This window comes from Rhodococcus sp. IEGM 1354 (assembly GCF_030056855.1).
GTDB lineage: Bacteria > Actinomycetota > Actinomycetes > Mycobacteriales > Mycobacteriaceae > Rhodococcoides.
The window spans coordinates 100,564-126,760 of the sequence record NZ_JASHKT010000007.1 but is presented as its reverse complement, the minus strand read 5'-3'; the positions used below and the strand labels follow the sequence as shown (position 1 = coordinate 126,760).

The following is a 26,197-nucleotide window of genomic DNA, read 5'->3' as shown; positions in this document are numbered from 1 at the left end:
GTTGTGCCACCTGATCCGTGGTGTGTGCGGCAGGGATGGCACTATCGAATGTTGTGACTATCGGTAACGGCGACGTGGAGACCGATCCGCGGACGGATTCGGGTGCTCTGGCAACCGTCGATCTCGATGCCGTGGCCCACAATGTCCGGGTTCTGCAGGAAGTCGCAGGCGACGCCGCCGTGATGGCCGTCCTGAAATCCGACGCCTACAACCATGGGGCAGGCCCCGTGGCACACGCTGCCGTCGCGGCCGGCGTGCACGAATTCGGGGTCACGACCATCGGCGAGGCCCTGGAACTGCGCGCAGCCGGAGTCAACGTGCCGGTGCTGGCTTGGCTGCACTGTGCCGATTCGGACTTCGGTGCTGCGATCGCCGAGAACATCGGAGTCGGGGTGTCCACGGCCGGCCAGCTGAACTCGGTGATCGCCGCAGCCAGGCGGACCGGTCTCACCGCCGACCTCTCGCTCAAGATCGATACCGGCCTCAATCGCAACGGCGTTGCGCGGGCGGACCTCGATGTCGTCCTGGATGCCACCGCGTCGGCGGTCGCCGAGGGGTCCGTGCGATTGACGGGGATGTTCTCGCATCTCGCCTGTGCCGACGAACCGAATCACCCGGCCAACGACGCCCAGGCAGAGCGGCTCCGCGACGCTGTTGCCCGCGCCGGCCGGCGCGGTATCTCGCCGGCCGTCGTGCATCTGTCCAACTCGGCGGCAACGCTGACCAGGCCGGACCTCGGTTTCGACATGGTGCGTCCGGGTATTGCGCTGTACGGCCTGTCGCCGGTGCCCGATATGGGAGATTTCGGCTTGCGTCCGGTCATGACATTGTCCGCGCAGGTGGCCCACATCAAGAAGGTGAACCGAGGTGAATCGGTGTCGTACGGATACACCTGGACAGCTCCGACCGACACCGTGGTCGCACTGGTGGCGCTGGGTTATGCCGACGGGGTCGTACGCCGACTCAGCGGTCGTTTCGAGGTGACCATCGACGGTCGTCGTTACCCGTCGGTGGGGCGCGTGTGCATGGACCAATTCGTCGTCGATCTCGGCGGCGACAGCTCGGGTGTCGCCATCGGCGACGAGGCGATACTGTTCGGGCCGGGGGACAGCGGAGAGCCGCACGCTCAGGATTGGGCGGATGCGCTCGACACCATCGGCTACGAGGTCGTCACCGGCGTTCGTGGACGTGTTCGACGTCGTTTCGTCGGCACGCGCTCAGGGGAGGCGACGAAGTAGGCCATGCTGGGATTGCTGGAGAGTCTTGCGATAGTGGTGCGGGAGACGGCGTTTCGATCCAACAAGGATCCGCTGGCGACCGAGAATCTCGACCTGATGGACGCCGATCGAGGCAGTATCGTCACGGCGGACGACGGTGTTCCGCTGGCGGTCCGTGAGGTGGGGCCGGCGGATGCACAACTGACCGTCGTGTTCGTGCACGGATACTGCCTGCGCATGTCGTCGTGGCATTTCCAACGACGTGCGCTCGAACAGCAGTGGGGTTCGAGCGTGCGCATGGTGTTCTACGACCAGCGCGGTCACGGCCGCTCCGGGGTGCCCAGTGCAAGCAGTTGCACCATCGGTCAGCTCGGTCTCGACCTCGACGCGGTCATCCGTTCGGTCGTGCCCAAGGGACGCATCGTTCTGGTCGGGCACTCGATGGGCGGCATGTCGATTCTTTCCATGGCGCGACAGCGGTCGTCCGTCGTCCGGCAGCGAGTGATCGGTGCCGTGCTGATCTCCACTACGGCTGCCGGCCTCGCACAGACGGGAGTCGGCCGCAGCCTGCAGAATCCGGCGGTCGATGCTTTTCGACTGGCTGTACGCACGTCACCCGGCCTGGTGCAATTCGGGCGAGGAGCGGTGCGCGCCATCATTTCACCGGTGCTGCGCGCGGCCTCGTACGGAACGCGGGTGTCTCCTCGGCTGGTGGCATTCTCGCAGTCGATGATCGACGACACCTCCGTTGTCACCATCGTGAATTTTCTCGAGACCCTCGAACTGCACGACGAGTCGGCGGCTCTGGCGGAATTCGAGAACATTCCGGTGTCGGTGGTGTGCGGCGACGAGGATTGGATCATTCCCTTCGCGAGTTCGGAGGCACTCACCGACGCTCTGCCGAAATCGGAGATGGTGCGGGTGCGTCAAGGTGGGCACCTGGTGCAGTTGGAGTTCCCCGAACAGGTCAACGGTGCGATCCTTCGCCTGGTGGCGCGAGCATCGGAGCCCAAGAAGAAGCGGTGGGGCGTTGTCTGATTCCGAGAGTCCACCGAACTCCCGGCTCGACCTGCCCGTCGAGGCCGAACTGGCGACGGCGACGGACACGGCCGAGTTCGGTGCTCGGCTCGCGGACATTCTGGTCGCCGGCGATCTCGTCGTACTCGACGGTCCGCTCGGTGCGGGGAAGACCGCGATGACCAAGGGGATCGCGGCGGGTCTCGGGGTGCACGGTCGCGTCACCTCACCGACGTTCGTCATCGCCCGCGAGCATCGACCAGGCGTGCGCCCCAACGGTTTACCGCCTGTCGCCCTCGTGCATGTCGACGCCTACCGTCTGGGTATGACGGGACAGTCCGCGTTCGACGAGCTGGACGCGTTGGACCTCGATACCGATCTCGAGCACGCCGTCGTCGTCGTCGAGTGGGGCGAGGGCGTGGTGGAAACCCTGACGGATCAGCATGTCTCCGTGCGCTTGTCACGCGATCCGGAATCGGACGTCCGAAGGGTGAGTGCTCGCCGGGTGAATGGCGATGCGCTCGGCCGCCTACCCGAGTGAGCACCGAAGCCCGGCGCGCCCGTAACGGCACTCGACGAAGCGTGCGATGCGGGTATCCCGGGTTCGTGGTGCCGCGGCTACGGGAGTGCTGGGTGCGGCCACCGGGCGGGTAGCCTTGATCCTCGTGCTCGTACTTGCCGTGGACACCTCGACCCCTGCCGTCACCGCAGGTGTGGTGCGGTTGTCCGACTCCGCTGCCGACGGAGCCGATGTCACCACCGTCGCCACCCGCATCAAGGTCGACGCGCGATCGCACGCCGAGGTTCTGACTCCCCACATCCTCGAGTGCCTGGCCGAGGCCGGCATCGTGGCTACCGATCTGGCGGCTGTCGTCGTGGGAGTGGGCCCCGGTCCGTACACCGGCCTGCGGGTGGGGATGGCGACCGCGGCCGCATTCGGTGATGCGCTCGGACTGCCGGTCCACGGTGTCTGCAGTCTCGACGCGATCGCGGCAGACGTCGACGAATCCGGATCGCTGTTGGTGGTCACGGACGCACGTCGTCGCGAAATCTATTGGGCACGTTACGAAGCCGGGGTTCGGGTAGCGGGCCCCGACGTGATCGCTCCGGCCGAACTGGAGCACGGAGGTGTCGACGCTGTTGCCGGTTCCGCGCCGCATGCCGCACTGTTCGGGTTGCCGGTGCGTGACGTGCAGGCCCCGTCGCCGGCAGGGTTGGTTCGGGTCGCTGCCACCGACATCGGCAGCGGGACTGTACCGGGACCGCTCGTTCCGCTCTATCTGCGGCGCCCGGACGCGAAGACACTCGCCGAACGGGCTGCGGAGAAGGCCGCTCGATGACGGTGACGATCGAACCGATGACGGTGCACGACTGCGCACGATGCGCTTATCTCGAGACGGTGCTCTTCGAGGGTGACGACCCGTGGTCGGCAGACGCATTCGTGGCGGAACTGGCTGCGCCGCACAATCATTACGTCACGGCGAAGGAGGCCGGCGAGATCGTCGGTTACGCGGGAATCTCTCTGCTGGGGCAACCGAGCCGCGGCGCATTCGTCGCCGGTGAGGCCGAGGTGCACACCATCGGTGTCGATCCCGCGCACCATCGCCGGGGGATCGGCGGACGACTGTTGAGCGAATTGCTGCGCGTCGCCGACGATCACGGTGGGCCGGTGTTTCTCGAGGTGCGCACCGACAACGACCCGGCCATCGAGTTGTACCGACGTGAGGGCTTCGAGATCGTGGGTACCAGGGCGAAGTACTACCAGCCCAGCGGAGCCGATGCGTTCACCATGCGTCGGCCGGAGAAGACGGAGGCTGCCCGATGATCGTCATGGGTATCGAAAGCTCGTGCGACGAAACAGGAGTCGGCATCGTTCGCTGGCGCGACTCGGGTGTGTGCGAGTTGCTGGCCGACGAGGTGGCATCCAGTGTCGACGAGCACGCCCGGTACGGCGGAGTGGTGCCCGAGGTGGCGTCGAGGGCCCACCTCGAGGCCATGGTTCCGACGATGCGCCGCGCTCTCGCCGCCGCCGACATCGATCGTCCCGACGCGGTCGCAGTGACCATCGGACCAGGACTGGCCGGTGCCTTGCTGGTCGGAGTTGCCGCTGCCAAGGCCTACGCAGCGGCGTGGGACGTTCCCTTCTACGCCGTCAATCATCTGGGCGGCCACGTCGCGGTCGACACCCTCGAACACGGTCCGATGCCGTCGTGCGTGGCACTTCTGGTTTCCGGTGGCCATACTCATCTGTTGCACGTCGACGATCTGTCCAAGCCCATCGCGGAACTGGGTACCACCGTCGACGACGCGGCCGGTGAGGCGTTCGACAAGGTGGCCCGCCTGCTCGGTCTGGGCTACCCGGGCGGTCCGGCGCTCGACGATGCCGCGCGCGAAGGCGATCCGACTGCGATTGCTTTTCCCCGCGGAATGACCGGCCCACGGGACGCCCGCTACGACTTCTCGTTCTCGGGGGTCAAGACGGCCGTCGCCCGCTTCGTCGAGGCACGTCACCGGGCCGGAGATCCGATTCCGGTCGCAGACATCGCGGCGTCGTTCCAGGAGTCCGTCGCGGACGTGTTGACGATGAAGGCGGTTCGGGCGGCGACAGACGTGAACGTCGACACCGTCGTTCTCGGTGGCGGTGCAACGGCCAACTCGCGGATCCGCTCGTTGATCGAATCACGATGCGCCGACAACGGTTTGACGCTGAGAATTCCGAAGCCGCGGCTGTGTACCGACAACGGTGTCATGATTGCCGCCCTCGGTGCTCACCTGGTTGCCGGGGGCGCGGCACCGTCGGCTCTGACAGCGGTAACCGACCCCGGCCTGTCGGTCGCGACCAGTCAGGTTCCCGGCTGAGCGTCCTGAGGGGGCTCGGAGGTTCGCGGCGCTACCGTGTCCGGTGACGTCCGGGGTTCGACGCTCTGACCGGATACAGCAGGTGGTGGTGACCAGACCGTCGGCGGAGCGGTCAATTCCGGAGTGGGATCCGAGCCACGGACGACCGTCGTGGGCACGGTAATCGATCCGGTCGGTACTTCCGAGCTTTCCGGAACCGACCCTGCCGAGGGCTGCGGTGTCGGTCCTGGGCTGAGCTCGATCGGGCCGGACGGCGTGCTGGGTTCGGGAGTCTCACCCGGGGCCGGGGCCGGGGTCGGCTCGACGGGCGAGCTGGTGGTCGGCGCGGGCGTCGTCGTGGGCGCGGGCGTCGTCGTGGGCTCGGGGGAGACCGGCGTCGACGGCTCGACGGTGACGCTGGTGCCCGCGTCGGGAGACGACGACTCCGGTGCCGGATCCATGGGCCAGTCGATCCGCGGGAGGTCGGGAGCAGGTCGCAGCGTCGGCGTGGTGGTCGGTGCGGAGGACGCGGGGAGTCGGGACGTCGGACGCGAGGAATCCGCTGTGGTCGCCGCGGGGCCGATCGGGTCAGCCGAGTCACGGGTCGAAGTCGATGTATCGCTCGGCGAGTAGCCCTCCGCTGCGGGTCGTCCTGCGTCCCCGGCTGCGACGGGTTCGGTGGCGCTACCGGCAGGGGACACGCTCGGGTCGTCTGCCGGGGCCATCGTCTGCAGCCCGTAGGCGAGGACCAGCCCGCCTGCGACGACGGCCGCAGCGATCGCACCCGAGTAGCGACCCATCCGGCCTGCAGTCCGGCGTGCGGCCGAGACCAGGGGGTAATCGTTGTCGGTCACCGATGCGGCGACGACGGCCGCGCCCACGGCGAGCACGGCATCCGGCTCGGGGAGGCGAACGATGCGTGCATGGAACGTGTCGGTCAGAGACTTGGCCAGCAGCGGGATGTGGGCACCGCCGCCGATCATCACGATGGCCTCGGGTTCGTGGGTGCTTTCGTCGAACACGCTGCGCACGAACTGCGCTGCCTCGTCGAAGAGGGGCGATGCAACGGTCTCGAATGCAGCGCGGCTCACGGTGAGCGGTACACCGCTGTATCGCTCGATGCGTGCTTCGTTCTCGTGCGAGAGCAGTTCTTTGATCGCCCGGTACCGCGCCGATCCGATTCCGCGGTCGTCGCGAATGTCGTCTCGCAGATTGTCGAGCGTCATGTTCTGAACGAGGTCCTTGACCAGTGCGTCGAGAACGACGCCGCCGATGGCCTCGGATCGGCCGTAGGACAGAACGACACCGTCGGTACGGCGGGCCACGGTCACCGACAGTCCACTGGCTCCCAGGTCCACCAGGGCGATGGTGTCGTACCCGTCGACCAGACCGGTGGTGGCCAGATGTGCCGACGCGGCGGCGGCTTCCGGAACGAGCCGAACGTCTCGCGTGGTGTGTGCAATTGCAGCGCGGATGCGCGCCGCATGTTCTTCGGTTCGGAAGGTGACGGCGATGGAATCAGGCTGCCGGTCGCCGGGAACGAGGGACGCCATCAGCTCGACCGCGGACGTCACGAGATCACCGACATCGATCTTCGCCTGGCGATCCGCCGAGACGGTGCGGTACTCGACTGCATGGCTGCCGTCGGATTCGACGGTGACCAGGGCTGCGCACACGCCCTCGGATCCGGTGGATACACCGACTCCTACCCGCATGGTGTACCTCCGCCCCGTTGTCCGTGTGCGGGAACCGTTCGGTTCCGCCGATGTCGTGCAGTGCCTCTCGTGTGTCGAGTCGTGGCACGGCTGTCGATCGTTATCGTTCGGACAGCTCCGTTATCGTAACGTTACCGATCCCGTTGCGCGACCGTAATAATCTGCTCGGTCGGTTACTTCGCAGGCTCGGGTGCGGCCTCACCTGCACCTTCGGCAGTGTCGGGGCGTCGAGAAAAAAGTGTGGAAATCCCCGTGTCGTGTGCCGAGGCGACCGGTGCGGGTCGGGTGGAAGTGCGATCCGGCCGAGTCGGTGGCCCGAACGCAAGCCTGGCGAACCCAGCCCTTGAGTGCTGGCACTCTCGTGTATAGAGTGCTAGTTGGCACCGAGTGAAGTCCCGGCACCCGCGACGACGGGACCGAGTTTCGTGCCGAGTTTGTCAGGACCGCACGAGAAGTACTTACACACAGCTGTCCGGGGATCCGACCCCGGACGCGTACCCCATAACTTTGGAGGGCTCAACGTGGCGAGCGTGAAAATCAAGCCGCTCGAGGACAAGATCCTCGTCCAGGCCAACGAGGCCGAGACGACGACCGCCTCCGGTCTGGTCATCCCCGACACAGCCAAGGAGAAGCCCCAGGAGGGCACCGTCGTCGCCGTTGGCGAAGGCCGTGTCACCGAGAAGGGCAACCGAATCCCGGTCGACGTCAAAGAAGGTGACACCGTCATCTACAGCAAGTACGGCGGCACCGAGATCAAGTACGCCGGCGAGGAGTACCTGATTCTGTCGGCACGCGACGTGCTGGCAGTCATCGCCAAGTAGGCCACAACGCATCCCGCCCCGGAATCCGATTTCAGTGTCGGTCCCGGGGCGGAGTGCGTTCGATCGAGTTTCTTTACTCGAAGGAGTAACACCGAAACATGGCAAAGCAAATCCAATTCAACGAGGAAGCGCGCCGCTCTCTCGAGCGCGGCGTCGACAAGCTCGCCGACGCAGTCAAGGTCACTCTCGGACCGCGTGGTCGCCACGTCGTCCTCTCCAAGGCATTCGGTGGCCCCACGGTCACCAACGACGGTGTGTCGATCGCTCGTGAAATCGACCTGGAAGATCCGTTCGAGAACCTCGGCGCCCAGTTGGTCAAGAGCGTCGCCACCAAGACGAACGACGTCGCAGGCGACGGCACCACCACGGCGACCGTTCTCGCACAGGCTCTCGTCCGCGGCGGACTGAAGAACATCGCCGCCGGAGCCAACCCCATCGCGCTGGGCACCGGCATCTCCAAGGCAGCCGACAAGGTTGCCGAGGCACTGCTCGCCGCCGCCACCCCGGTCGAGGGCAAGCAGGCCATCGCTCAGGTTGCCACCGTGTCCTCGCGGGACCCCGAGATCGGCGAACTCGTCGGTGAGGCGCTCACTCGCGTCGGTGCAGACGGCGTCGTCACCGTCGAGGAATCCTCGACGCTGCTCACCGAGCTGTCGGTCACCGAGGGCGTCCAGTTCGACAAGGGCTACCTTTCGCCGTACTTCGTCACCGACGTCGACACGCAGGAAGCTGTGCTCGAGGACGCCTACGTCCTGCTGTACCGCGAGAAGATCACCTCGCTTCCCGACTTCCTCCCGCTGTTGGAGAAGGTTGCCGAGAGTGGCAAGCCGTTGCTGATCATCGCCGAGGACACCGAGGGTGAGGTTCTGTCGACCCTGGTCGTGAACTCCATCCGCAAGACGATCAAGGCCGTTGCCGTCAAGGCTCCGTTCTTCGGCGACCGTCGCAAGGCGTTCCTCGACGACCTCGCAGTCGTCACCGCAGGCCAGGTCATCACTGCAGATGTCGGCCTGAGCCTGAAGGAAGCCGGCCTCGAGCTGCTCGGCCGCGCGCGTCGCGTCGTCGTCACCAAGGACGAGACGACCATCGTCGACGGTGCCGGCTCGCAGGACGACATCGATGCCCGCGTCGGCCAGCTCCGTCGCGAGATCGAGAACACCGACTCCGAGTGGGATCGTGAAAAGCTCGAAGAGCGGCTCGCGAAGCTCTCCGGCGGCATTGCCGTCATCAAGGTCGGTGCCGCAACCGAGACCGAGCTCAAGGAACGCAAGTTCCGTGTCGACGACGCAGTTGCAGCGGCCAAGGCTGCAGTGGAAGAGGGCATCGTTCCCGGCGGCGGCTCCGCTCTGACGCAGGCCGCGTTGTCCCTTGCCGACGATCTCGGCCTCACCGGTGACGAAGCCACCGGCGTCGCAGTAGTGCGCACTGCTCTGAACGCACCACTGTTCTGGATCGCCACCAACGCCGGCATCGACGGTTCCGTCGTCGTCAGCAAGGTGGCCGAGTTGCCGAAGGGCCACGGTTTCAACGCCGCGACCCTGACGTACGGCGACCTGCTGGCCGACGGCGTGGTGGATCCGGTGAAGGTGACCCGATCTGCCGTGGTCAACGCCGCATCCGTCGCGCGCATGATCCTGACGACGGAAAGCTCCATCGTCGAGAAGCCCGAAGAGGAATCCGAGGCCGCAGCCGGCCACGGACACGCTCACTGATTCTCGGGTAGTACGACGAAGCCCCCAACCCGAACGGGTTGGGGGCTTCGTCGTGTGTGCAGCTGTGAAGTCGTGTGCTCAGACCGCGATGCGGCGGCGGTTGTGCCGGGCGTGCAATTCGCGCTCCGTCTCGGACATCCCTCCCCAGATGCCGTACGGCTCGCTCACGTTGAGTGCGTGGGTGCGGCACTGAGCGAGTACCGGACAGCTGCGGCACATCTCTTTGGCGCGCATCTCTCGTTGTGCTCGCGCCCGACCCCGCTCGCCGTCGGGGTGGAAGAACATGGACGAGTCGACGCCACGGCACAAGCCGTGCATCTGCCAATCCCAAATATCGGCGTTCGGCCCAGGGAGGTGGTTCGGCTGCGGCATGGAAACTCCTAGGGTGGTGTGGCTTCGACGGATTCGTGATCCGAACAGCGACAACGTTATGTGGGTCGACGAAATCGAGTCAATAGAGCTCGATCGTGGGCAAATGCATAGCGGGAGGGCGAAGAATTAACACGCTCGATATTTACTTCGAGCCGGTTGCATGTGTGCGTCTCCGGTTGAGAAATCGGCCGAGTCGGGAGACGATGCTCATGGCTCGACGTGGCGAAGGATCGACGGTGACGTGTCGGTGCGAGCCGGTGCCGCTCCGAATTCCACTGCCCGTTTCTCGAAGACCCGCAGCTCGAAGGTGTTGTCGCAGAGTGACGAGCGAGCGGCGGGCCGGGTTCGGCCTCGCTGCGCAAGCAGCCGAACGGATCGAGCGCGGTGTCGGTCGTTACTACGGAACGATTCCGATCGGCGGAGTCGAATGTGCCCGACACATTCTTGTCCGACTCCGATAAACGACCCGCCGTTTAACCCATTCGCCACACAGCGTTCAGATAACTGTTTCCGAAACAACACCTATTCACATTGTTAATTCTGTGAAAACTGCTGCGGCGTCCGGAAAGGTCGTCGTGAAAGAGACAGCCGTCCGGTGCGGAATTCGCATTCGTACGTTTCGGTGTCTGTCGGTCTCGGTCGTCGCACTCGCGTGCCTGCGGTCCGGCTGTGGCCATACCCTGATGTCGTGCACAGTGTCTCGAAGTCGTCGCCCGTCACCGGAAAGTCCGACAGCATCGGGCCGGCGCTGCGAGAGGCGGCGTTCGGAGTAGACCCCGGTCGAACCGACCTCCCGGCGGCCACCGATGCGCGGCAGAGTTGGTACCGCGGCGTCGCGTTGGCCGGCCAGGGTCGCTACAACGCTGCCAGGGTCGAGCTTCGGCGGTTCCGACCGACGTCGCCGGCACTCGAGTCCCTGTACGAGTCGACCAGGGCGTCATGGCTACGCCAGGTCGGTCGGCACCGGCTCGCCCGCGGGTTCGACGGAAGGGCAGTGATCCTGATCGGGCTCGTCGGCGAGGCGCGAACGACGGACACGGTGGAGGCGCGCAGTGACGCACTGGTCGGATTGGCGGCAGACGCACTGGGTACCGGCCGATTCGGATTCGCGGATGCGTTCCTGGCGCGCAACGCAGAGCTGCTCTCGGTGCCTGGCGGATCGCATCTGTGGCGTCCGGCGCTCCGCGCGCACTGGGTGGCAGCCGAGCTGGCGATGATGCGTGGGGACGGCTCGGGAGCGCTCCGACACGCCGAGTCTGCTCGCGCACTTGCCGAGGACACCGATTCGTTACGTCATCGCATCAAAACCGATCTGGTGATGGCCGCTGCCCTGAGCTGCGCCGGTGCGACCGAGCGCGCACGGGCAGGGGCCGTCGACGTGGCCTGCGCTGCGGCGATGCACGGTTTGCTGCCCCTGCAATGGGCCGCGACGATGCTGTGCCAAGGAACCGGGGGAGCGGATCCGAGCATGGTGCCGGCGCACGACCTGGACGTCGCACTCGAACGACTGGGCGGATCCGCGGTCGGTTGACCTGGACCGTAGCCGCACACGGACCGAGCGGTTCGATTGTGGGCCGTCGGTGTCGCTATCCTTGGTTCGTTCCACCACCACGTGGAAGCGCTCCCAGGCGGGTGCGTACCTGTAACGCGGGGAAATTTGTCGACGATGAACAGTGCGGGTGAGGAGTTGGACTCTTTCGTCGTTGCCGCAGCGCAAGGCGATCGTCTGGCTCTGTCCCGGGTCTTGGAATTCATCCGACCTCTCGTCGTCCGGTATTGCCGGGCTCGAGTCGGTTCGGCTGAGCGTGGTCAGCTTTCGGCCGACGACGTGGCGCAGGAGGTCTGTTTGGCAGTCATGACCGCCTTGCCGCGTTACCAGGATCAAGGTCGTCCGTTCATGGCATTCGTGTACGGCATCGCGGCACACAAGGTCGCAGATGCTCATCGCAGTGCCTCGCGTAACAAATCGGACCCGGCCGCCGAAGTACCAGATGTCGTGTCGACAGAACACGGTCCGGAGCAGCGAGCTCTGGAATCCGAGTCGAGTCGACAGATGACTGCACTACTGGACACCTTGCCCGCCAAGCACCGCGAGATTCTGGTGCTCCGACTCATCGTCGGATTGTCGGCCGAGGAGACGGCAGCTGCGGTCGGCAGCACTGCAGGCGCTATCCGCGTGGCTCAGCACCGAGCTATCGCAAAACTGAAGAACGAAGTTGTGAGAGCAGGTGAAATGTATGGCTAGGGACAATGGTCACGGTGGCCCCGGTGAGACCCCGCGTCGCGGCATCTCGCGTATCGGAGAGCACGTGACACCCACTGGACCGAAGCAGAACGATCCCTATGCCGACATCGGCGCAGACGGTGGTCCCGTGGACCTCGTCGCCGTTCGTCGTGACGATGCGTTCATCGACGCGATCAGTGGTGACGGACCGATCGCAACCGATGATGCGGACGATTACCAACTCGCGCTCCTGCTCGCCAATTGGCGAGCGGACGTGATCACACCGTCCATGCCGGCCGGTCCCTCTCTCAACACCGTTGTCGCGGCCGTCGAGCGCGAGAAGGCGGCTGCCGACATGGCACGATCCAGCGCGGCGAACCGCGGGGGCCGGATGCGTCTGTTGCGTCCCCTCGCTGGTGCCGCCGCCGCGGTCGCCGTCGTGTTGGGCGGTCTGGTGGTCATCTCGTACAACTCGACGCCCGAGGATCCGCTGTGGAGCGTCAAGTCGGTCGTGTTCTCCGAGCAGGCCGATTCGACTGTCGCGCAGATAGATACGACATCGAAGCTGCAGGAGGCGGAGAACCTTCTGTCGTCCGGCGATGCCGACGCTGCCCGCGCTCTTCTCGACGGCGCATCGAACCGCAGTTCCGCGGTCATCGACGATGCTCAGCGAGCCGAACTCGACCAGTGGCTGGCCCGTCTGCTGCAGGAGTTGCAGGCCCTGACGGTGCCGCCCGTGGTACCTCCGATGGGTGTGGCCCCGGCAGCCCCCTTGCCGGTGCCAAGCCAAGAAGCTCCAGCGTCGACGGCTCCCATGGAGACGGTTGCACCGGAATCCACCGCGGTTCCGAGCACGCCGAATTCGGAAACGACGACACCGGTCAGCCCGCCGGTCACGACGAGCCCGAGTACGACGACCACCGACGTCACGCCGACGGTGCTCGACAACCCGAACCAACCGACGGGTACTGCCAGTGGCAGTTCGTCCGAGAACGGCGACCGCATGTCGGTTCCGTCCGGCGGAAGCTGAGCGACAGGTACTGTTCGACGACGGAAAAGTCCGTGGACAGCGAAGAAGCCCGACACGATGTTCGTGTCGGGCTTCTTCGTTTGTCCGGTGGTCTCAGCTCTCGAAACCGTCTCCGTGCAAAGCGTCGTTCATGGATGCGTCGGCGAACCCGCGGCAGTAGTCCCACGTGACGTATGCGTCGGGCACCGGGTCGTAGGCCGGCTCGTGCGGACGCACGGTGCCGTCGACGAGGAGCTGCAGCAGATTGGCACGCAGCATGTCCCAGTCGTGGTAGTGGTCCTGCTGGCAATCCTCACAGCACACGACGAGTCCCCGGATACCGCGGTGGCCGAGGAGTGCCTCGTAGACGGCGAGGTCCGCCAAGTCTTCTTCTACGGCCAGCCGTTCTTGGGGATCGAGAGGCTGGCCGGGCTCGATTGCATCGAGGGCGGCCGACGGGTCGGCGGGGTCTCCGGCGAACGGATCCGGGGGTAGACCGGGAGGCAGTTGATCGCGCACGCCTCCACGGTACGCAGAACTGGTGGGTCTGCGCCAGCCGTTCGACCGCGACATGCCGGGCGATCCGTGCCACCGGACCCCGTCGGGACGGTAATTCGGTGCCTCCGAGCATCCGCAGCGGGAGGCGTGCGCACTGATTGTGCCGCAGGCCGATACCATGGTTCACGGCGCTGAACAGATGAGTGCAGGTGCCGAAACTCCATCCGTTCTCCAACACCGCACCGCGGTGCGCCTGCGAGCTCTCACCGGCCGCATGCCGCGCCCACGGTGCAACCAGGCTCTAGGGAGGGCCAGATTCGTATGAGTAGTCCCGGAGCCCACGTCCGCACAGGCGGCGACGATCCCAACAAGGTCGCGATGCTCGGCCTCACGTTCGACGACGTCCTGCTGCTGCCGGCCGCTTCGGATCTGATTCCCAGCGCCGTGGACACGTCCAGTCAGATCACCCGCGAGATCAGGTTGCGGGTGCCGCTGGTCAGTTCGGCGATGGATACCGTCACCGAGGCGCGGATGGCCATTGCGATGGCACGTGCCGGCGGCATGGGTGTGCTGCACCGCAACCTCTCGCTGCACGATCAGGCCTCTCAGGTCGAGACCGTCAAGCGCTCGGAGGCCGGGATGGTCACCGACCCGGTCACCTGCAAGCCCACCGACTCGCTGGCCGAGGTCGACGCAATGTGTGCGCGCTTCCGTATCTCGGGGCTCCCGGTCACCGACGAGACCGGCGCACTGGTCGGCATCATCACCAACCGCGATATGCGGTTCGAGGTGGATCAGAACCGTCGCGTCGCCGACGTCATGACGAAGGCACCGTTGATCACCGCGCAGGAGGGGGTCACCGCCGAAGCGGCCCTCGGCCTACTGCGTCGCCACAAGATCGAGAAGCTACCGATCGTCGACGGCAAAGGCGCACTCACCGGTCTGATCACAGTGAAGGACTTCGTCAAGACCGAACAGCACCCCGACGCCACCAAGGATCGTGACGGTCGTCTACTGGTCGGAGCGGCCGTGGGCGTCGGGCAGGATGCCTGGGCCAGGTCGATGGCACTCACCGATGCCGGCGTCGACGTCATCATCGTCGACACCGCACACGGCCACAATTCTCAGGTGCTCGAGATGGTCAGCAAGCTCAAGGCAGAGGTGGGCGAGCGCGTTCAGGTCGTCGGTGGAAACATCGCGACCCGAGCGGGCGCACTCGCCCTCGTCGAGGCCGGTGCCGATGCAGTCAAGGTGGGTGTCGGACCCGGATCGATCTGCACCACCCGCGTGGTTGCCGGCGTCGGTGCCCCGCAGATCACCGCCATCCTCGAAGCCGTGGCCGCCTGCAAGCCGCACGGTGTGCCGGTCATCGCCGACGGCGGTATGCAGTTCTCCGGTGACATCGCCAAAGCGCTCGCCGCAGGCGCGTCGACCGCGATGCTCGGATCGTTGCTGGCCGGCACCGCCGAGTCTCCGGGTGAGCTGATCCTGGTCGGTGGCAAGCAGTTCAAGAGCTACCGCGGCATGGGCTCCCTCGGTGCGATGCAGGGACGTGGGGGAGCGAAGTCGTTCTCGAAGGACCGCTACTTCCAGGACGACGTGCTGGCCGAGGACAAGCTGGTTCCCGAAGGTATCGAGGGACGCGTCCCGTACCGGGGTCCGTTGAATCAGGTCATCCATCAGCTCACCGGTGGGCTGCGCGCTGCCATGGGCTACACCGGGTCGACGTCCATCGAGCACCTGCAGCAGGCTCAGTTCGTGCAGATCACCGCGGCCGGTCTCAAGGAGAGCCACCCGCACGACATCACGATGACCGCTGAGGCTCCGAACTACACCACCCGATAGTCGTGTCGGCCCGTGTGGCCGATCGATTCGCTCTCGAAGTAGAAAGGTGCGCGCGTGCGCGACCTCGTTGAAATCGGCATGGGCAGAGAAGCCCGTCGCACCTACCAGCTGGACGACGTCGATATCGTGCCGTCTCGGCGCACCCGGTCGTCCAAGGAGGTGTCGACTGCCTGGCAGCTCGATGCCTACCGGTTCGACATCCCGGTGCTCGCCCATCCGACCGATGCGTTGGTCTCGCCTGCGTTCGCCATCGAGCTCGGTAAGCAAGGCGGGCTCGGGGTGATCAACGGCGAAGGGCTGTGGGCGCGGCACGCCGACGTGCAGGCCAAGCTCGACCAGTTGATCCACATCGCCGAGACCGATCTCGATCCCGACGCGCCGATCGCATTCTTGCAGGAACTGCACGCTGCGCCGTTGCAGCCCGATCTGTTGGCCGCCGCAGTCGGCCAGGTGCGGGATGCAGGCGTCACCGTTGCAGTACGAGTGAGCCCGCAGAACGCCCGCGCCCTGACGCCTGCGCTGATCGCGTCGGGTCTGGATCTGCTGGTCATCCAGGGCACGATCATCTCCGCCGAGCACGTTGCGCACGGCGACGACGAGCCGCTCAACCTCAAGACGTTCATCGCCGAGCTCGACGTCCCCGTCATCGCCGGTGGCGTCAGCGATCACCGCACCGCGTTGCACCTGATGCGCACGGGTGCGGCCGGCGTCATCGTGGGCTACGGCTCCGTCGAAGGCGGCACGACCACCGGTGAAGTCCTCGGCATCGGCGTTCCGATGGCCACTGCGATCGCCGACGCGGCGGCCGCACGACGGGACTACTTGGACGAGACCGGTGGACGTTACGTGCACGTCATCGCCGACGGCGACATCACCACGTCCGGCGCACTGGCGAAAGCCATTGCCTGCGGCGCAGATGCTGCGGTGCTCGGTGCGCCGTTGGCCGTGGCCGCCGAGGCTCCCGGTGGCGGCTGGTACTGGCCGTCCGCCGCGGCGCATCCGTCGATGCCGCGTGGCGCCTTGCTACCGATGTCCGCGGGGGAGCGTCCGAGCCTCGATCAGGTGCTGCACGGACCGTCGCGGGAGTCCTACGGGTCGATCAACCTCGTGGGTGGGCTGCGTCGCTCGATGGCGAAGTCGGGCTACTCCGATCTGAAGGAATTCCAGAAGGTGGGCCTGAACGTCCGGGCCTGACAGAACCCACACACGACAGAACCCCCACACCACAGGGCGCGCACTCGATCTTCGGGTGCGCGCCCTGTGTCGTTCGTCGGGAGGGCTCCGGTAAGCCGACCCTCGGTTGGTGATACCTTCCGTAACAGCTAGAATCGCTTGTGGCGGTAGTCACACAGCGATGTGCATACTGTTCGACAGGTAACGGACGTAGCGGAGGTCACCATGGGTTCAGCTGGACGCGCAACGGATTACGACGTTCTCATCGTCGGCTCGGGCTTCGGTGGAAGCGTCACCGCGCTTCGGCTGGTGGAGAAGGGATACCGCGTCGGGATCCTCGAGGCCGGGCAGCGATTCGAGGACAAGGACTTCGCCAAGAACAGCTGGGATCTCAAGCGTTTCCTGTGGGCACCCAAGCTGGGTCTGTACGGCATCCAGCGGGTACATCTGTTGCGCGACTGCCTCATCCTCGCCGGTGCAGGGGTCGGCGGTGGATCGCTCAATTACGCGAACACGCTCTACAAGCCGCAGGCACCGTTCTTCGAGGACAAGCAGTGGGCGCACATCACCGACTGGAGCAGTGAGCTCTCCCCGTTCTACGACCAGGCCACCCGCATGTTGGGTGTCGTTCGCAACCCACACATGACCCCCGCCGACGAGGTGATGAAGTCGGTGGCCGAGGACATGGGCGTCGCCGACACGTTCATTCAGACCCCGGTGGGCGTGTTCTTCGGCGACGAACCCGGCAAGACCGTCGCCGACCCGTACTTCGGTGGTGCCGGCCCCGAGCGCACCGGATGCATCGAATGCGGCGAGTGCATGACCGGGTGCCGCCACGGTGCCAAGAACACCCTGCTGAAGAACTACCTCGGGCTGGCCGAACGTGCCGGAGCCGAGATCGTGCCGATGACAACGGTCACCGGCCTGCATCCTCGGTCCGACGGCACCTGGGACGTCGAGACCGAGCGCACCGGAGCGCGTCTACACAAGGGACGCAAGACGTACAGCGCTGCCAACGTCGTGCTGGCGGCCGGCACGTGGGGCACGCAGAACCTGCTGCACAAGATGAAGGACACGGGCACCTTGCCGCGGTTGTCGGACACTCTCGGTGAGCTGACCCGCACCAACTCCGAGTCGATCGTCGGAGCGGCAAAGCTGGCGGTCGATCCGAACATGGATCTCACTCGCGGTGTCGCCATCACGTCGTCGTTCCACCCCAGCCCCAACACCCACATCGAACCGTGCCGCTACGGCAAGGGCTCCAACGCGATGGGCATGCTGCAGACCTTGATGACCGACGGCGGAGGAAGGATTCCGCGCTGGCTCAAGTTCGTCTTCGCGATGATCGCGCATCCGATCCAGTTCGTCCGTGTCGTCAACGTCCGGCACTGGAGCGAGCGGACCATCATCGCGTTGGTGATGCAGAACCTCGACAACTCGATCACCACGTTCACCAAGCGGGGCCCCTTCGGCCGCAAGATCTCGAGCCGTCAGGGACACGGTCAGCCCAACCCGACGTGGATTCCCGAGGGCAACGACGCCACCCGGCGCATCGCCAAGAAGATCGGCGGGGTCGCGGGAGGGACGTGGGGCGAGCTGTTCAACATCCCGCTCACCGCACACTTCCTCGGTGGGTGCGCTATCGCCGAGGACGCCCAGCACGGCGTCATCGACCCGTACCACCGCGTCCACGGATACCCGACTCTCAGCGTGGTCGACGGTGCAGCAGTCTCGGCCAACCTCGGAGTCAACCCGTCGCTGACCATCAGCGCGCAGGCCGAGCGGTCGGCGGCACTGTGGCCGAACAAGGGCGAGATGGACCTGCGTCCGGTGCAGGGCCAGCCCTACCAGCGCCTCGATCCGATCGCGCCCAACTCTCCCGTCGTTCCCGTCGACGCACCCGGCGGCCTGCGGCTGCCGATCGTGCAGATCAGGTCCGGTTCGGCGGCCATGCCCGTCGAACATTCGGGTGTCGCGTGAGCGATTCGGGTGCTGCGAGTACACCGAAGCCGTCCCACTAGACTGACCAGGTGACCGACTCCTCTGCACACGATCCCGCACACGCACGGCCGGTTCTGGTCGTCGATTTCGGAGCCCAGTACGCACAGCTGATCGCCCGCCGGGTGCGCGAGGCCAGCGTGTACTCCGAGGTCATCTCGCACACCGCGACCGCCGAGGAGATCGCCGCCAAGGATCCCGTTGCTCTGGTGCTGTCCGGTGGGCCGTCCAGCGTCTACGCCGAGGGCGCACCCGAACTGGACTCCGCTCTGCTCGAACTGGGTGTCCCGGTCTTCGGTATCTGCTACGGCTTCCAGGCGATGGCGCAGGCGCTCGGCGGAACCGTCGAGCACACCGGAACACGTGAGTACGGGCGTACTCAGCTCAGCGTCGACGGCGGCCGCCTGCACGACGGTCTGCCTTCCACCCAGCCGGTCTGGATGAGTCACGGTGACGCGGTCACCGCTGCTCCCGACGGCTTCACCGTCACCGCGACCAGTGCCGGAGCCCCGGTTGCTGCGTTCGAGAACGAAGAGAAGCGGATGGCGGGCGTGCAGTACCACCCCGAGGTACTCCACTCACCACACGGACAGCAGGTACTGAGCCGATTCCTGCACGAGACCGCCGGAATCAAGCCGGACTGGACCGCCGCGAACATCGCCGACGCGCTTGTCGACGCCGTCCAGGAACAGGTCGGTCCGACGGGCAAGGCGATCTGCGGCCTGTCCGGTGGTGTCGACTCCGCGGTGGCCGCGGCACTGGTGCAGCGTGCAATCGGTGATCGGCTCACCTGTGTCTTCGTCGACCACGGCTTGCTGCGCGCCGGCGAGCGGGAGCAGGTGCAGCAGGACTTCGTAGCCGCGACCGGTGCCAAGCTCGTCACTGTCGATGCGGTCGACACCTTCCTCGGTGCCCTCGAAGGCGTGTCGGACCCGGAGGAGAAGCGCAAGATCATCGGCCGCGAGTTCATTCGCAGTTTCGAGGGTGCCGTTGCCGAGGTGTTGGGCGAGAACGCCGAGCACGGTGATTCCGTCGAGTTCCTGGTGCAGGGCACCCTGTACCCGGACGTCGTGGAGTCCGGTGGCGGTTCGGGTACCGCCAACATCAAGAGCCATCACAACGTCGGCGGTCTGCCCGACGATCTGCAGTTCGCGTTGGTCGAGCCGTTGCGTGCGCTGTTCAAGGACGAGGTGCGCGCTGTCGGACGCGAGCTGGGCCTGCCCGAGGACATCGTCGGCCGACAGCCGTTCCCGGGACCCGGACTGGCCATTCGCATCGTCGGAGAGATCACCGCGGACCGGCTGGCGACGTTGCGTCATGCGGATTCGATTGTCCGAGAAGAGCTTACGGTCGCAGGCCTGGATCAGCAGATCTGGCAGTGCCCGGTGGTGCTGTTGGCCGACGTGCGCAGCGTCGGTGTGCAGGGAGACGGTCGCACGTACGGCCACCCCATCGTGTTGCGTCCGGTGTCGAGCGAGGATGCGATGACCGCGGACTGGACCCGGTTGCCGTACGACGTTCTGGAAACGATTTCGACTCGGGTGACCAACGAGGTTCCGGAGGTCAACCGAGTCGTACTCGACGTCACGAGCAAGCCGCCGGGCACCATCGAGTGGGAGTAGCGGGTTCAGTGCTTTCTGCTGGGACCCAGCAGTAGGGCCGCGCCCACCACGACCGCGGCGATGACGAACACCCAGCGGAACTGAACCTCGGCCAGGGCGGTGACGGCGTCCTGGCCGATCAGCGCGGCGATCGACACGATCAGCGCGGCGAGTCCGGCGAGGAACAACGGAGCCGACGGGCCCTGCCTGCTCGAATTCTGCGCTGCGGTGTCCGCAGAACCGTCTCCGTGACCGTATTCGGTGTGAATCCCGTTGTCGCTCATTGCTGCACCACTTTCAGTTCTCCGAATGTCGCATCGCCTTCGATCGTCAAGACCGGCGCGTCGGGTCGTGCGTCCTTCCCGGCGCGGACGCCGGGATCACCGCACTCGGTCGAACCGAATTCGGCGTTGCATCTGGTCTCGATGCTCATCGTGCTCGGTACGGTCACCACGGCACTGCCGAACGTCACATCGATCGTCACCGTCTTGTTCTCGGTGAGCGTCAGGCCGGTGAGGTCGAGATCCAATTCACCGAAGCCGACGTCATACGCGGGGGCAAGTGCGGCGGCGGTGATCGGGGCTACTCGCTGCGCGCCCGACACACTGTCGTCCAGATTCACCGGCCCGACAACCGATGCGAGAACGACGAACCCGGCCAGCGGCGCGCCGACGACCAGCAGGCCGTAGCCCTTACGGAGAAAAGCGCCCAGGATCAGCCCCACCGCGATGATCGACAACGCGACGGCACCGACGCGGCCCGGAGTGATCCAGTCGGAACCTGTCAGCGCTCCGAGTCCGGTGGTGACGGCAGCGCCGAGCAAGGCAAGGCCGAGAAAGCTTGCCGTCCAACGCGATCGACGCTTACGTTCGATCGCTGCCGGTGGGAAGGTGCCGGCCGGTTCGGGGAGGTCCCACGCGAACGGTGCCACTCCCAACGGGTCCCACGACGGAGGTGTCACGGCCTGCGGTGCGGTCGGAACGGCGGTAGCAGAGGGTCTTTCGGCACGAGTGCTCTTGGTGAGGTCGACAGTAGGCGCAGTAGCGGATTCCCGTTCGTGCTGCGGTGACTGCGGTGTCGGCTCGTAGCTCTTGGGCAGCGTCGTGTACGGGGTGTACTGCTCGTACTGGAACTGCGGCGGCCGGTATTGCGCGGCAGACCACTGCTCCGCGGAGGTGGTGGTCGAGCCGAAGGGGGTCGGTGCATATTGCTGGCGGGTGAATTCCGCTGTTCGCAGGTACGGCGGCGGCTCGGGGCAGCGCTGGTGAAGCAACCACAGTCCGCCGAGCATCGCCGCAAGAGAGATCACGCCGGATCCGCCGAGTCCCACCCCGGCCGGACCGAGCGTCGACAGTGCGATCACCAACGCGACCGCCACGACGACGGTCTTGGTCGTCGAATCGGAGCTGTGCCCGCGGCCCACCATGGATTCGACCCCCGAGGCGGAATCGCCGGCGCGGCTGAGGACCAGCCACGCCGCCAGGTACAGCACGATTCCGGTGCCGCCGAAGAGGGTGGACACGACGAATGCGACCCGGATCAGTACGGGGTCGACGTCGTATCGGTAGCCGATACCGGCTGCTACACCCGCCACGTGTCCGCGTTGCGGCAAGCGGTGCGGACGGGTGCGCCACATCTGCTGTAGCTGATCCGAGACGGTCACGTTGTTCATGATGACCATCGTGTCGGCTCCGACCTCGGAACACATCAGGGATTCCCCTGATCTCGTACCCCGGACTTGCACCCGGGTCTGTTGCAAGGGCGAAAGATCAGGGCGAACCCTGATGCGGTACAGCCCCCGGCCGTGCCAGGATCGTGGGCGTGCACCCTGTCGACAATCCAGCCGTTGACGCCGCCGTCGGCGCGTCCGCCGCGCCCGGTGCTGCGCCGTCGACCCGTCCGCTCCCGCCACACCCTGTCCTTGCGTCGGGTTCGGCTTCTCGTGCAGCGTTGGAACGTTCGGCCCCCGCACCGTATCGACGCCGCGGCGGCGGTCGTATCGTCGGCGGCGTCGCGGGCGGTCTCGCCGATCATCTGGGTGTCGACGTGTTCAAGATCCGGGTGGCGTTCGCGTTGCTCGCGGCGTCCGCCGGTGCAGGGATCGTTGCGTACGGCCTGATCTGGATGTTCACCCCGGTCGGTGACGACACGGCACGTCCGAGCGCTACCGAGCGGCAACGAGCATTGGGACTGGCCGCCATCGGCCTCGGACTCGCCGTCGGTCTGGCCTGGTTGCTCAGTGGTACGGCGGCATCGGTTGTCGTGCCGGTCGTCGTGGTCGTCGTCGGTGCTGCCCTGGTGTGGCGAGAATTCGATGCCGAGGGGCCGCGGACGGCGCTGGGGCTGCCCAAGCAACCGACCGTGCTCAGCTGGGCCCGTGTCGTCGGCGGCGCGACGTTGATCGTCCTGGGCCTGGCCGTGGTGGTGTTGGCCCGCGTCGATCTCGCGTCGCTTCGGTCGTCCCTGTTGGCCGTGGTGGTCACCCTCGTCGGTGTCGGTCTGTTGACGGTGCCGATCTGGTTGCGGACCTGGCGTGCCCTCGGGGCCGAGCGATCGGCGCGTATCCGAAACGACGAACGTGAAGAGATTGCGTCCCATCTGCACGATTCGGTGCTGCAGACGCTGGCGTTGATTCAGAAGCAGGCGGATCGGCCGCAGGAGGTCATGCGGTTGGCGCGTGGTCAGGAGCGAGAACTGCGCAAGTGGTTGTTCGACGGCGGCGACACCGACAATTCGAGCTTGGCCGATGCGCTCAAGACCATCTCCGGCGAGGTCGAGGATCAACACGGCGTGACGGTCCGTCCCATCACGGTCGGGGACGTACATCTGCTGCCGGACGACGTCGAATCGGGGCTGTCGCGAGAGAGCTTCACCGCGCTGCTGGGGGCCACGCGTGAAGCTCTGGTCAACGCGGCCAAGCATTCCGGTGAGACCAACATCGATCTGTTCGCCGAAACCGAACCCGAGCAGGTCAGTGTCTTCGTCCGCGATCGCGGTACCGGCTTCGACGAGTCCGCGGTGCCCGAGGACCGACAGGGACTGGCCAAGTCCATCCGTGGACGAATCGAACGCCGCGGCGGTTCCGTCCAGGTACGGTCCACTGTCGGTAAGGGAACCGAAGTGCGAATCTTCATGCCTCGCAACGGCGGGGCAGTGACCACCGAGTCCGAATCCAGCCATCAGGAGCAGCCGACGTGACCGATCCCTTCCGCGTTTTTCTGGTCGACGACCACGCGGTGTTTCGCTCGGGAGTACGCGCCGAACTGGGCCGCGAGGTGGACATCGACGTTGTCGGGGAAGCAGGCGGTGTCGCCGAGGCGGTGTCGGGGATCGATTCCACCAAGCCTGATGTGGTCCTGCTGGACGTGCACATGCCCGACGGTGGAGGCGTGGCCGTTCTCAACCGAATCGCCGAGGGCCCGGTGTGCTTGGCGCTCAGCGTGTCCGACGCAGCGGAGGACGTCATCGCCGTCATCCGGGCCGGCGCGAGGGGGTATGTCACCAAGACGATCTCCGGCTCGGAACTGGCCGATTCCGTCCGACGCGTAGCCGGGGGAGACGCGGTGTTCAGCCCGCGTCTGGCCGGCTTCGTACTCGACTCGTTCACCGGCCGCAGCGCAGCTCCCGAGCCGCCGTTGGATCCGGAATTGGATTCGTTGACGCCCCGTGAGCTCGAAGTGCTGAGGTTGCTGGCGCGCGGCTACACGTATCGCGAGATCGCCGAGGATCTGTTCATCTCGGTCAAGACCGTCGAAACGCACGCCTCCAATGTTCTTCGAAAGACCCAGCAGTCGAACAGGAATGCACTGACGCGGTGGGCGCACAAGCGTCGAATCGATTAGGCGGTCTCGTTGGGCTTGACCTTCGACCGACGCGAAGCTTCAGGATTACGTCATGACTGATTCGGACGAAGAATTCCTGACCATCGGTGTGTTCGCTCGCGAGAGCGGGCTGACCCCCAGCGCCCTGCGGTTCTACGACGATTGCGGGTTGCTGGCCCCGGCGTCCATCGATGCACAATCGGGTTATCGCTACTACACTCGCGCACAATCGAAGCGGGCGAGCATCATTCGCCAGCTGCGCGAGATCGGGCTGCCACTCGACAAGGTTGCCGCTGCCCTCGACGGCGATGGAACTGCTGCCATCGAGATCGTGGATCGACACGTCGACGCTCTGGCCGCACAGGCGGGGGCGGCAGCCGAGGCGGCAGTGGCGATTCGCCGACTGTTCGACCAAAAATACTGCACGACAACGATATCTGCCGAAGAATTGGCCTCGGCGTTGGCGCAGGTCTCGTCGGCGGCCGGGACGAGCGAAGAATTTCCGGTACTGCAGGGCGTGCTGATCGAGGTGGGCGGAAGCAGTGTCACCCTCACCGCGACGGATCGGTATCGATTGTCCACGCGCAGTCTCGTCGCGCAGTGCTCGCCCGGACTACCGTGGTCGCGAATCGTAGCCGTCGGATCCCTCGCGGACGTCCCCGCCTCGGGCACCCTCGTGCTGACGCGAACCGACGAGTCGATGGTGATCGACTCCGACGGTTCTCGGCTGGCGGTGAACACTGTCGACGGTGAATTCCCCGACTGGCGCACGATGATGGACGGTCTGGCTCCGACCGTGACGAGGGTTGTGCTGCAACGAGATTTCGTTCCGCTCGACGGCGGTACCCTGCGCATCGAGGCCGGGCCCGACGGTTTCTCGGTCGATGGTGTTCCGGTTCCTGCACGGGTGACCGGTTCACAGAGCGTTGTGTTCTTCGATGCGGCCGTTCTGCAGGCCGCCGTCGCATCGGCCGTCGGACCGGATCTGATGCTCGATATCGCTGCACCGGATCAACCGATGCTGGTGCGTTCCGCGGTCGACGGCGCTCTGACGACATTGGTGATGCCGGTTCTCGGCTGAACGGACGGACTGCGCGGGAGTTGTTACAGCAACAGGACGACGGCCAGGATCAGAAGAATCACGACCACGACGAGTCCGGCGAGGACGGCCGTTGCCGGGATGGACGTCCGGTCGCCGATGACGTCCTCGATGCGCATGAGTGCGTCCTGGACCGGGTTCTTTCTCTTTTTCGGGAGGTCGAACGGCGGCGGTGAGTACGAGGAGGGAGTCGGATCCGTTCGGCTCTCTCCCGGTTGCACGGCGGGCAGACCGGCGATGGTGCGTCCGAATTCTCGGGACGGTCGGCGAGATTCCGAGACGGGTGTCGATCGTCTCGCCCAGGCGGGTACGACGCCGTCCGCTGAGGTCAGAGGTACTCCGCGCAACTGAGAGATGGTGCCGCGCTTGCTTATTGCGGCAAGAATGATCTCGTCACGGGCCTGCGCCATGGTGGGGCGTCGAGCCGGATCGGGCTCGAGCATGTGCAGTAGTGGGCCGGTGAGGTCTCCGCTGCGAGTGGGAGAGATGATCTGCCCCTTGGCAACTCGGTGCAGGAGCGCAATCGAATCGTGATCGATGCCGAAGGGCGGCGCACCTTCCATTGCGGTGTACAACGTGGCACCGAGGGAGAACACATCGCTGGCCGCAGTGGGGTCCTGGCCGCGCGCGACCTCGGGGGCGAAGTATGCGGGGGTGCCGGTGATGACGCTGTCGTCGGCTTCCTCCACGTCACCCTTGGCTCGGGAGATACCGAAATCGCTGATCTTGACGATGCCCAGATCCTTGCCGCGGTCGGCGATCAGAATGTTGCCCGGCTTGATGTCGCGATGCACGATTCCGGCGTCGTGTGCTTCGGTCAGGGCGTCGGCGATCTGCGCACCGATCTGAGCGACTTCGAACGGTGGTAGTGAGTCGGTGACGCCGAGCGCCTGCGCGAGGCTGCGTGAGGACAGGTATTCCATGATCAACCACGGCTCGCCGTCGACGAGAGCGACGTCGTGCATCGCGATGGCGTGTGGGCTCGACAGGCGGGCCGCGATCCGTCCTTCACGCATGGCCCGGTTGCGCACGTCCACTGCCTGTTCCGGGGTCAATCGGGTGGTGGAGGTGACCTGTTTGACGGCCACCTGCCGGTGCAGAAGGGTGTCGGTGGCGAGCCAGACCGCGCCCATGCCGCCACCGCCGAGCTTGCCGGCGAGACGGTATCTGCCGGCGAGGAGGTAGTCGGGCCCGACTCCCCGTCGAACACGCTGCTGATCGGTCACGTCCACAGGTT

General features: G+C 65.8%; 24 protein-coding genes. 18 read left to right on the top strand and 6 right to left on the bottom strand.

Annotated features, from left to right (window positions below):
- The first annotated feature begins 35 nt into the window (after positions 1-35).
- The 6 genes from alr (at position 36) to tsaD (ending at position 5,093) form a co-directional block, all read left to right on the top strand.
- A complete protein-coding gene (gene alr, locus QM588_RS16965) occupies positions 36-1,238 on the top strand; it encodes an alanine racemase (RefSeq protein ID WP_442972939.1) in 1,203 nt (400 codons plus the stop codon).
- A 3-nt stretch (positions 1,239-1,241) separates the two neighbouring features.
- Positions 1,242-2,255: an alpha/beta fold hydrolase gene (locus QM588_RS16960; protein ID WP_027496355.1), complete on the top strand. Its 1,014-nt coding sequence runs from the start codon at positions 1,242-1,244 to the stop codon at positions 2,253-2,255.
- On the top strand, positions 2,248-2,775 hold the full coding sequence (gene tsaE, locus QM588_RS16955) for a tRNA (adenosine(37)-N6)-threonylcarbamoyltransferase complex ATPase subunit type 1 TsaE (protein ID WP_027496356.1): 528 nt from the start codon (positions 2,248-2,250) through the stop codon (positions 2,773-2,775). The genes QM588_RS16960 and tsaE overlap by 8 nt, the downstream gene beginning before the upstream one ends.
- 124 nt (positions 2,776-2,899) lie before the next feature.
- Entirely contained in the window at positions 2,900-3,574 is a 675-nt protein-coding gene (gene tsaB, locus QM588_RS16950; RefSeq protein WP_032371131.1) for a tRNA (adenosine(37)-N6)-threonylcarbamoyltransferase complex dimerization subunit type 1 TsaB, read from the top strand.
- Positions 3,571-4,059, top strand: coding sequence for a ribosomal protein S18-alanine N-acetyltransferase (gene rimI, locus QM588_RS16945; RefSeq protein WP_027496358.1), 489 nt, complete (start codon positions 3,571-3,573; stop codon positions 4,057-4,059). Before tsaB ends, rimI begins: the two co-directional genes overlap by 4 nt.
- Positions 4,056-5,093 (top strand): tRNA (adenosine(37)-N6)-threonylcarbamoyltransferase complex transferase subunit TsaD, encoded by a 1,038-nt coding sequence (tsaD, locus tag QM588_RS16940; protein WP_032387018.1) that lies wholly within the window; start codon positions 4,056-4,058, stop codon positions 5,091-5,093. The genes rimI and tsaD overlap by 4 nt, the downstream gene beginning before the upstream one ends.
- Here tsaD and QM588_RS16935 read toward each other — a convergent pair.
- Positions 5,078-6,787: an Hsp70 family protein gene (locus QM588_RS16935; RefSeq protein ID WP_283315034.1), complete on the bottom strand. Its 1,710-nt coding sequence runs from the start codon at positions 6,785-6,787 to the stop codon at positions 5,078-5,080. The genes tsaD and QM588_RS16935 overlap by 16 nt on opposite strands.
- Before the next feature lie 521 nt (positions 6,788-7,308).
- Here QM588_RS16935 and groES point away from each other — a divergent pair.
- Together groES and groL are read left to right on the top strand one after the other, a co-directional pair.
- On the top strand, positions 7,309-7,608 hold the full coding sequence (groES, locus tag QM588_RS16930) for a co-chaperone GroES (protein WP_008718149.1): 300 nt from the start codon (positions 7,309-7,311) through the stop codon (positions 7,606-7,608).
- 98 nt (positions 7,609-7,706) lie between these two features.
- Positions 7,707-9,320 carry a chaperonin GroEL gene (gene groL, locus QM588_RS16925; protein WP_032408017.1) on the top strand — a complete coding sequence of 538 codons (1,614 nt, stop codon included), beginning with the start codon at positions 7,707-7,709 and terminating at the stop codon, positions 9,318-9,320.
- 78 nt (positions 9,321-9,398) lie between these two features.
- Here groL and QM588_RS16920 read toward each other — a convergent pair whose 3' ends face one another.
- Entirely contained in the window at positions 9,399-9,692 is a 294-nt protein-coding gene (locus QM588_RS16920) for a WhiB family transcriptional regulator (protein WP_027496361.1), read from the bottom strand.
- Positions 9,693-10,380: 688 nt separating this feature from the next.
- Between QM588_RS16920 and QM588_RS16915 the strand changes: the two genes are divergently transcribed.
- From QM588_RS16915 to QM588_RS16905, 3 genes are all read left to right on the top strand, one after another.
- Complete coding sequence (locus QM588_RS16915; RefSeq protein WP_283315030.1) at positions 10,381-11,223, top strand: hypothetical protein; 843 nt, start codon at positions 10,381-10,383, stop codon at positions 11,221-11,223.
- Between the two features lie 135 nt (positions 11,224-11,358).
- On the top strand, positions 11,359-11,937 hold the full coding sequence (locus tag QM588_RS16910; protein ID WP_027496363.1) for a sigma-70 family RNA polymerase sigma factor: 579 nt from the start codon (positions 11,359-11,361) through the stop codon (positions 11,935-11,937).
- Positions 11,930-12,946, top strand: a complete 1,017-nt coding sequence (locus QM588_RS16905; protein WP_283315029.1) for an anti-sigma-D factor RsdA — start codon at positions 11,930-11,932, stop codon at positions 12,944-12,946. Before QM588_RS16910 ends, QM588_RS16905 begins: the two co-directional genes overlap by 8 nt.
- Before the next feature lie 93 nt (positions 12,947-13,039).
- On the opposite strand, the gene QM588_RS16900 is transcribed toward QM588_RS16905, so the two are convergent.
- Positions 13,040-13,444 carry a DUF5319 domain-containing protein gene (locus QM588_RS16900; protein ID WP_027496364.1) on the bottom strand — a complete coding sequence of 135 codons (405 nt, stop codon included), beginning with the start codon at positions 13,442-13,444 and terminating at the stop codon, positions 13,040-13,042.
- A 300-nt stretch (positions 13,445-13,744) separates the two neighbouring features.
- On the opposite strand from QM588_RS16900, the gene guaB reads away from it, so the two are divergent.
- The 4 genes from guaB to guaA all read left to right on the top strand — a co-directional run bounded on the left by guaB (position 13,745) and on the right by guaA (position 20,061).
- Positions 13,745-15,268: an IMP dehydrogenase gene (guaB, locus tag QM588_RS16895; RefSeq protein WP_283315027.1), complete on the top strand. Its 1,524-nt coding sequence runs from the start codon at positions 13,745-13,747 to the stop codon at positions 15,266-15,268.
- Positions 15,269-15,322: 54 nt separating this feature from the next.
- The gene (locus QM588_RS16890; RefSeq protein ID WP_027496367.1) at positions 15,323-16,462 is read left to right on the top strand and encodes a GuaB3 family IMP dehydrogenase-related protein; all 1,140 of its coding nucleotides are present in this window, start codon (positions 15,323-15,325) and stop codon (positions 16,460-16,462) included.
- Positions 16,463-16,666: 204 nt separating this feature from the next.
- Positions 16,667-18,421: an FAD-dependent oxidoreductase gene (locus QM588_RS16885; RefSeq protein WP_283315024.1), complete on the top strand. Its 1,755-nt coding sequence runs from the start codon at positions 16,667-16,669 to the stop codon at positions 18,419-18,421.
- Positions 18,422-18,471: 50 nt separating this feature from the next.
- The gene (gene guaA / locus QM588_RS16880) at positions 18,472-20,061 is read left to right on the top strand and encodes a glutamine-hydrolyzing GMP synthase (RefSeq protein ID WP_032365606.1); all 1,590 of its coding nucleotides are present in this window, start codon (positions 18,472-18,474) and stop codon (positions 20,059-20,061) included.
- 5 nt (positions 20,062-20,066) lie between these two features.
- Here the strand turns inward: guaA and QM588_RS16875 are convergent, their stop codons facing one another.
- Together QM588_RS16875 and QM588_RS16870 are read right to left on the bottom strand one after the other, a co-directional pair.
- A complete protein-coding gene (locus tag QM588_RS16875; RefSeq protein ID WP_283315022.1) occupies positions 20,067-20,324 on the bottom strand; it encodes a hypothetical protein in 258 nt (85 codons plus the stop codon).
- On the bottom strand, positions 20,321-21,712 hold the full coding sequence (locus QM588_RS16870; RefSeq protein ID WP_283315019.1) for a PspC domain-containing protein: 1,392 nt from the start codon (positions 21,710-21,712) through the stop codon (positions 20,321-20,323). Before QM588_RS16870 ends, QM588_RS16875 begins: the two co-directional genes overlap by 4 nt.
- 278 nt (positions 21,713-21,990) lie before the next feature.
- On the opposite strand from QM588_RS16870, the gene QM588_RS16865 reads away from it, so the two are divergent.
- From QM588_RS16865 to QM588_RS16855, 3 genes are read left to right on the top strand one after another with little or no spacing between them, the layout of a single operon-like run.
- Entirely contained in the window at positions 21,991-23,238 is a 1,248-nt protein-coding gene (locus QM588_RS16865; RefSeq protein ID WP_283315287.1) for a sensor histidine kinase, read from the top strand.
- Complete coding sequence (locus QM588_RS16860; protein ID WP_032365604.1) at positions 23,235-23,882, top strand: response regulator; 648 nt, start codon at positions 23,235-23,237, stop codon at positions 23,880-23,882. Before QM588_RS16865 ends, QM588_RS16860 begins: the two co-directional genes overlap by 4 nt.
- Positions 23,883-23,934: 52 nt before the next feature.
- Positions 23,935-24,942 carry a DNA polymerase III subunit beta family protein gene (locus QM588_RS16855; RefSeq protein WP_283315015.1) on the top strand — a complete coding sequence of 336 codons (1,008 nt, stop codon included), beginning with the start codon at positions 23,935-23,937 and terminating at the stop codon, positions 24,940-24,942.
- A 23-nt stretch (positions 24,943-24,965) separates the two neighbouring features.
- Here the strand turns inward: QM588_RS16855 and QM588_RS16850 are convergent, their stop codons facing one another.
- Positions 24,966-26,186, bottom strand: a complete 1,221-nt coding sequence (locus tag QM588_RS16850; protein ID WP_186439997.1) for a serine/threonine-protein kinase — start codon at positions 26,184-26,186, stop codon at positions 24,966-24,968.
- Between the last annotated feature and the right edge of the window lie 11 nt (positions 26,187-26,197).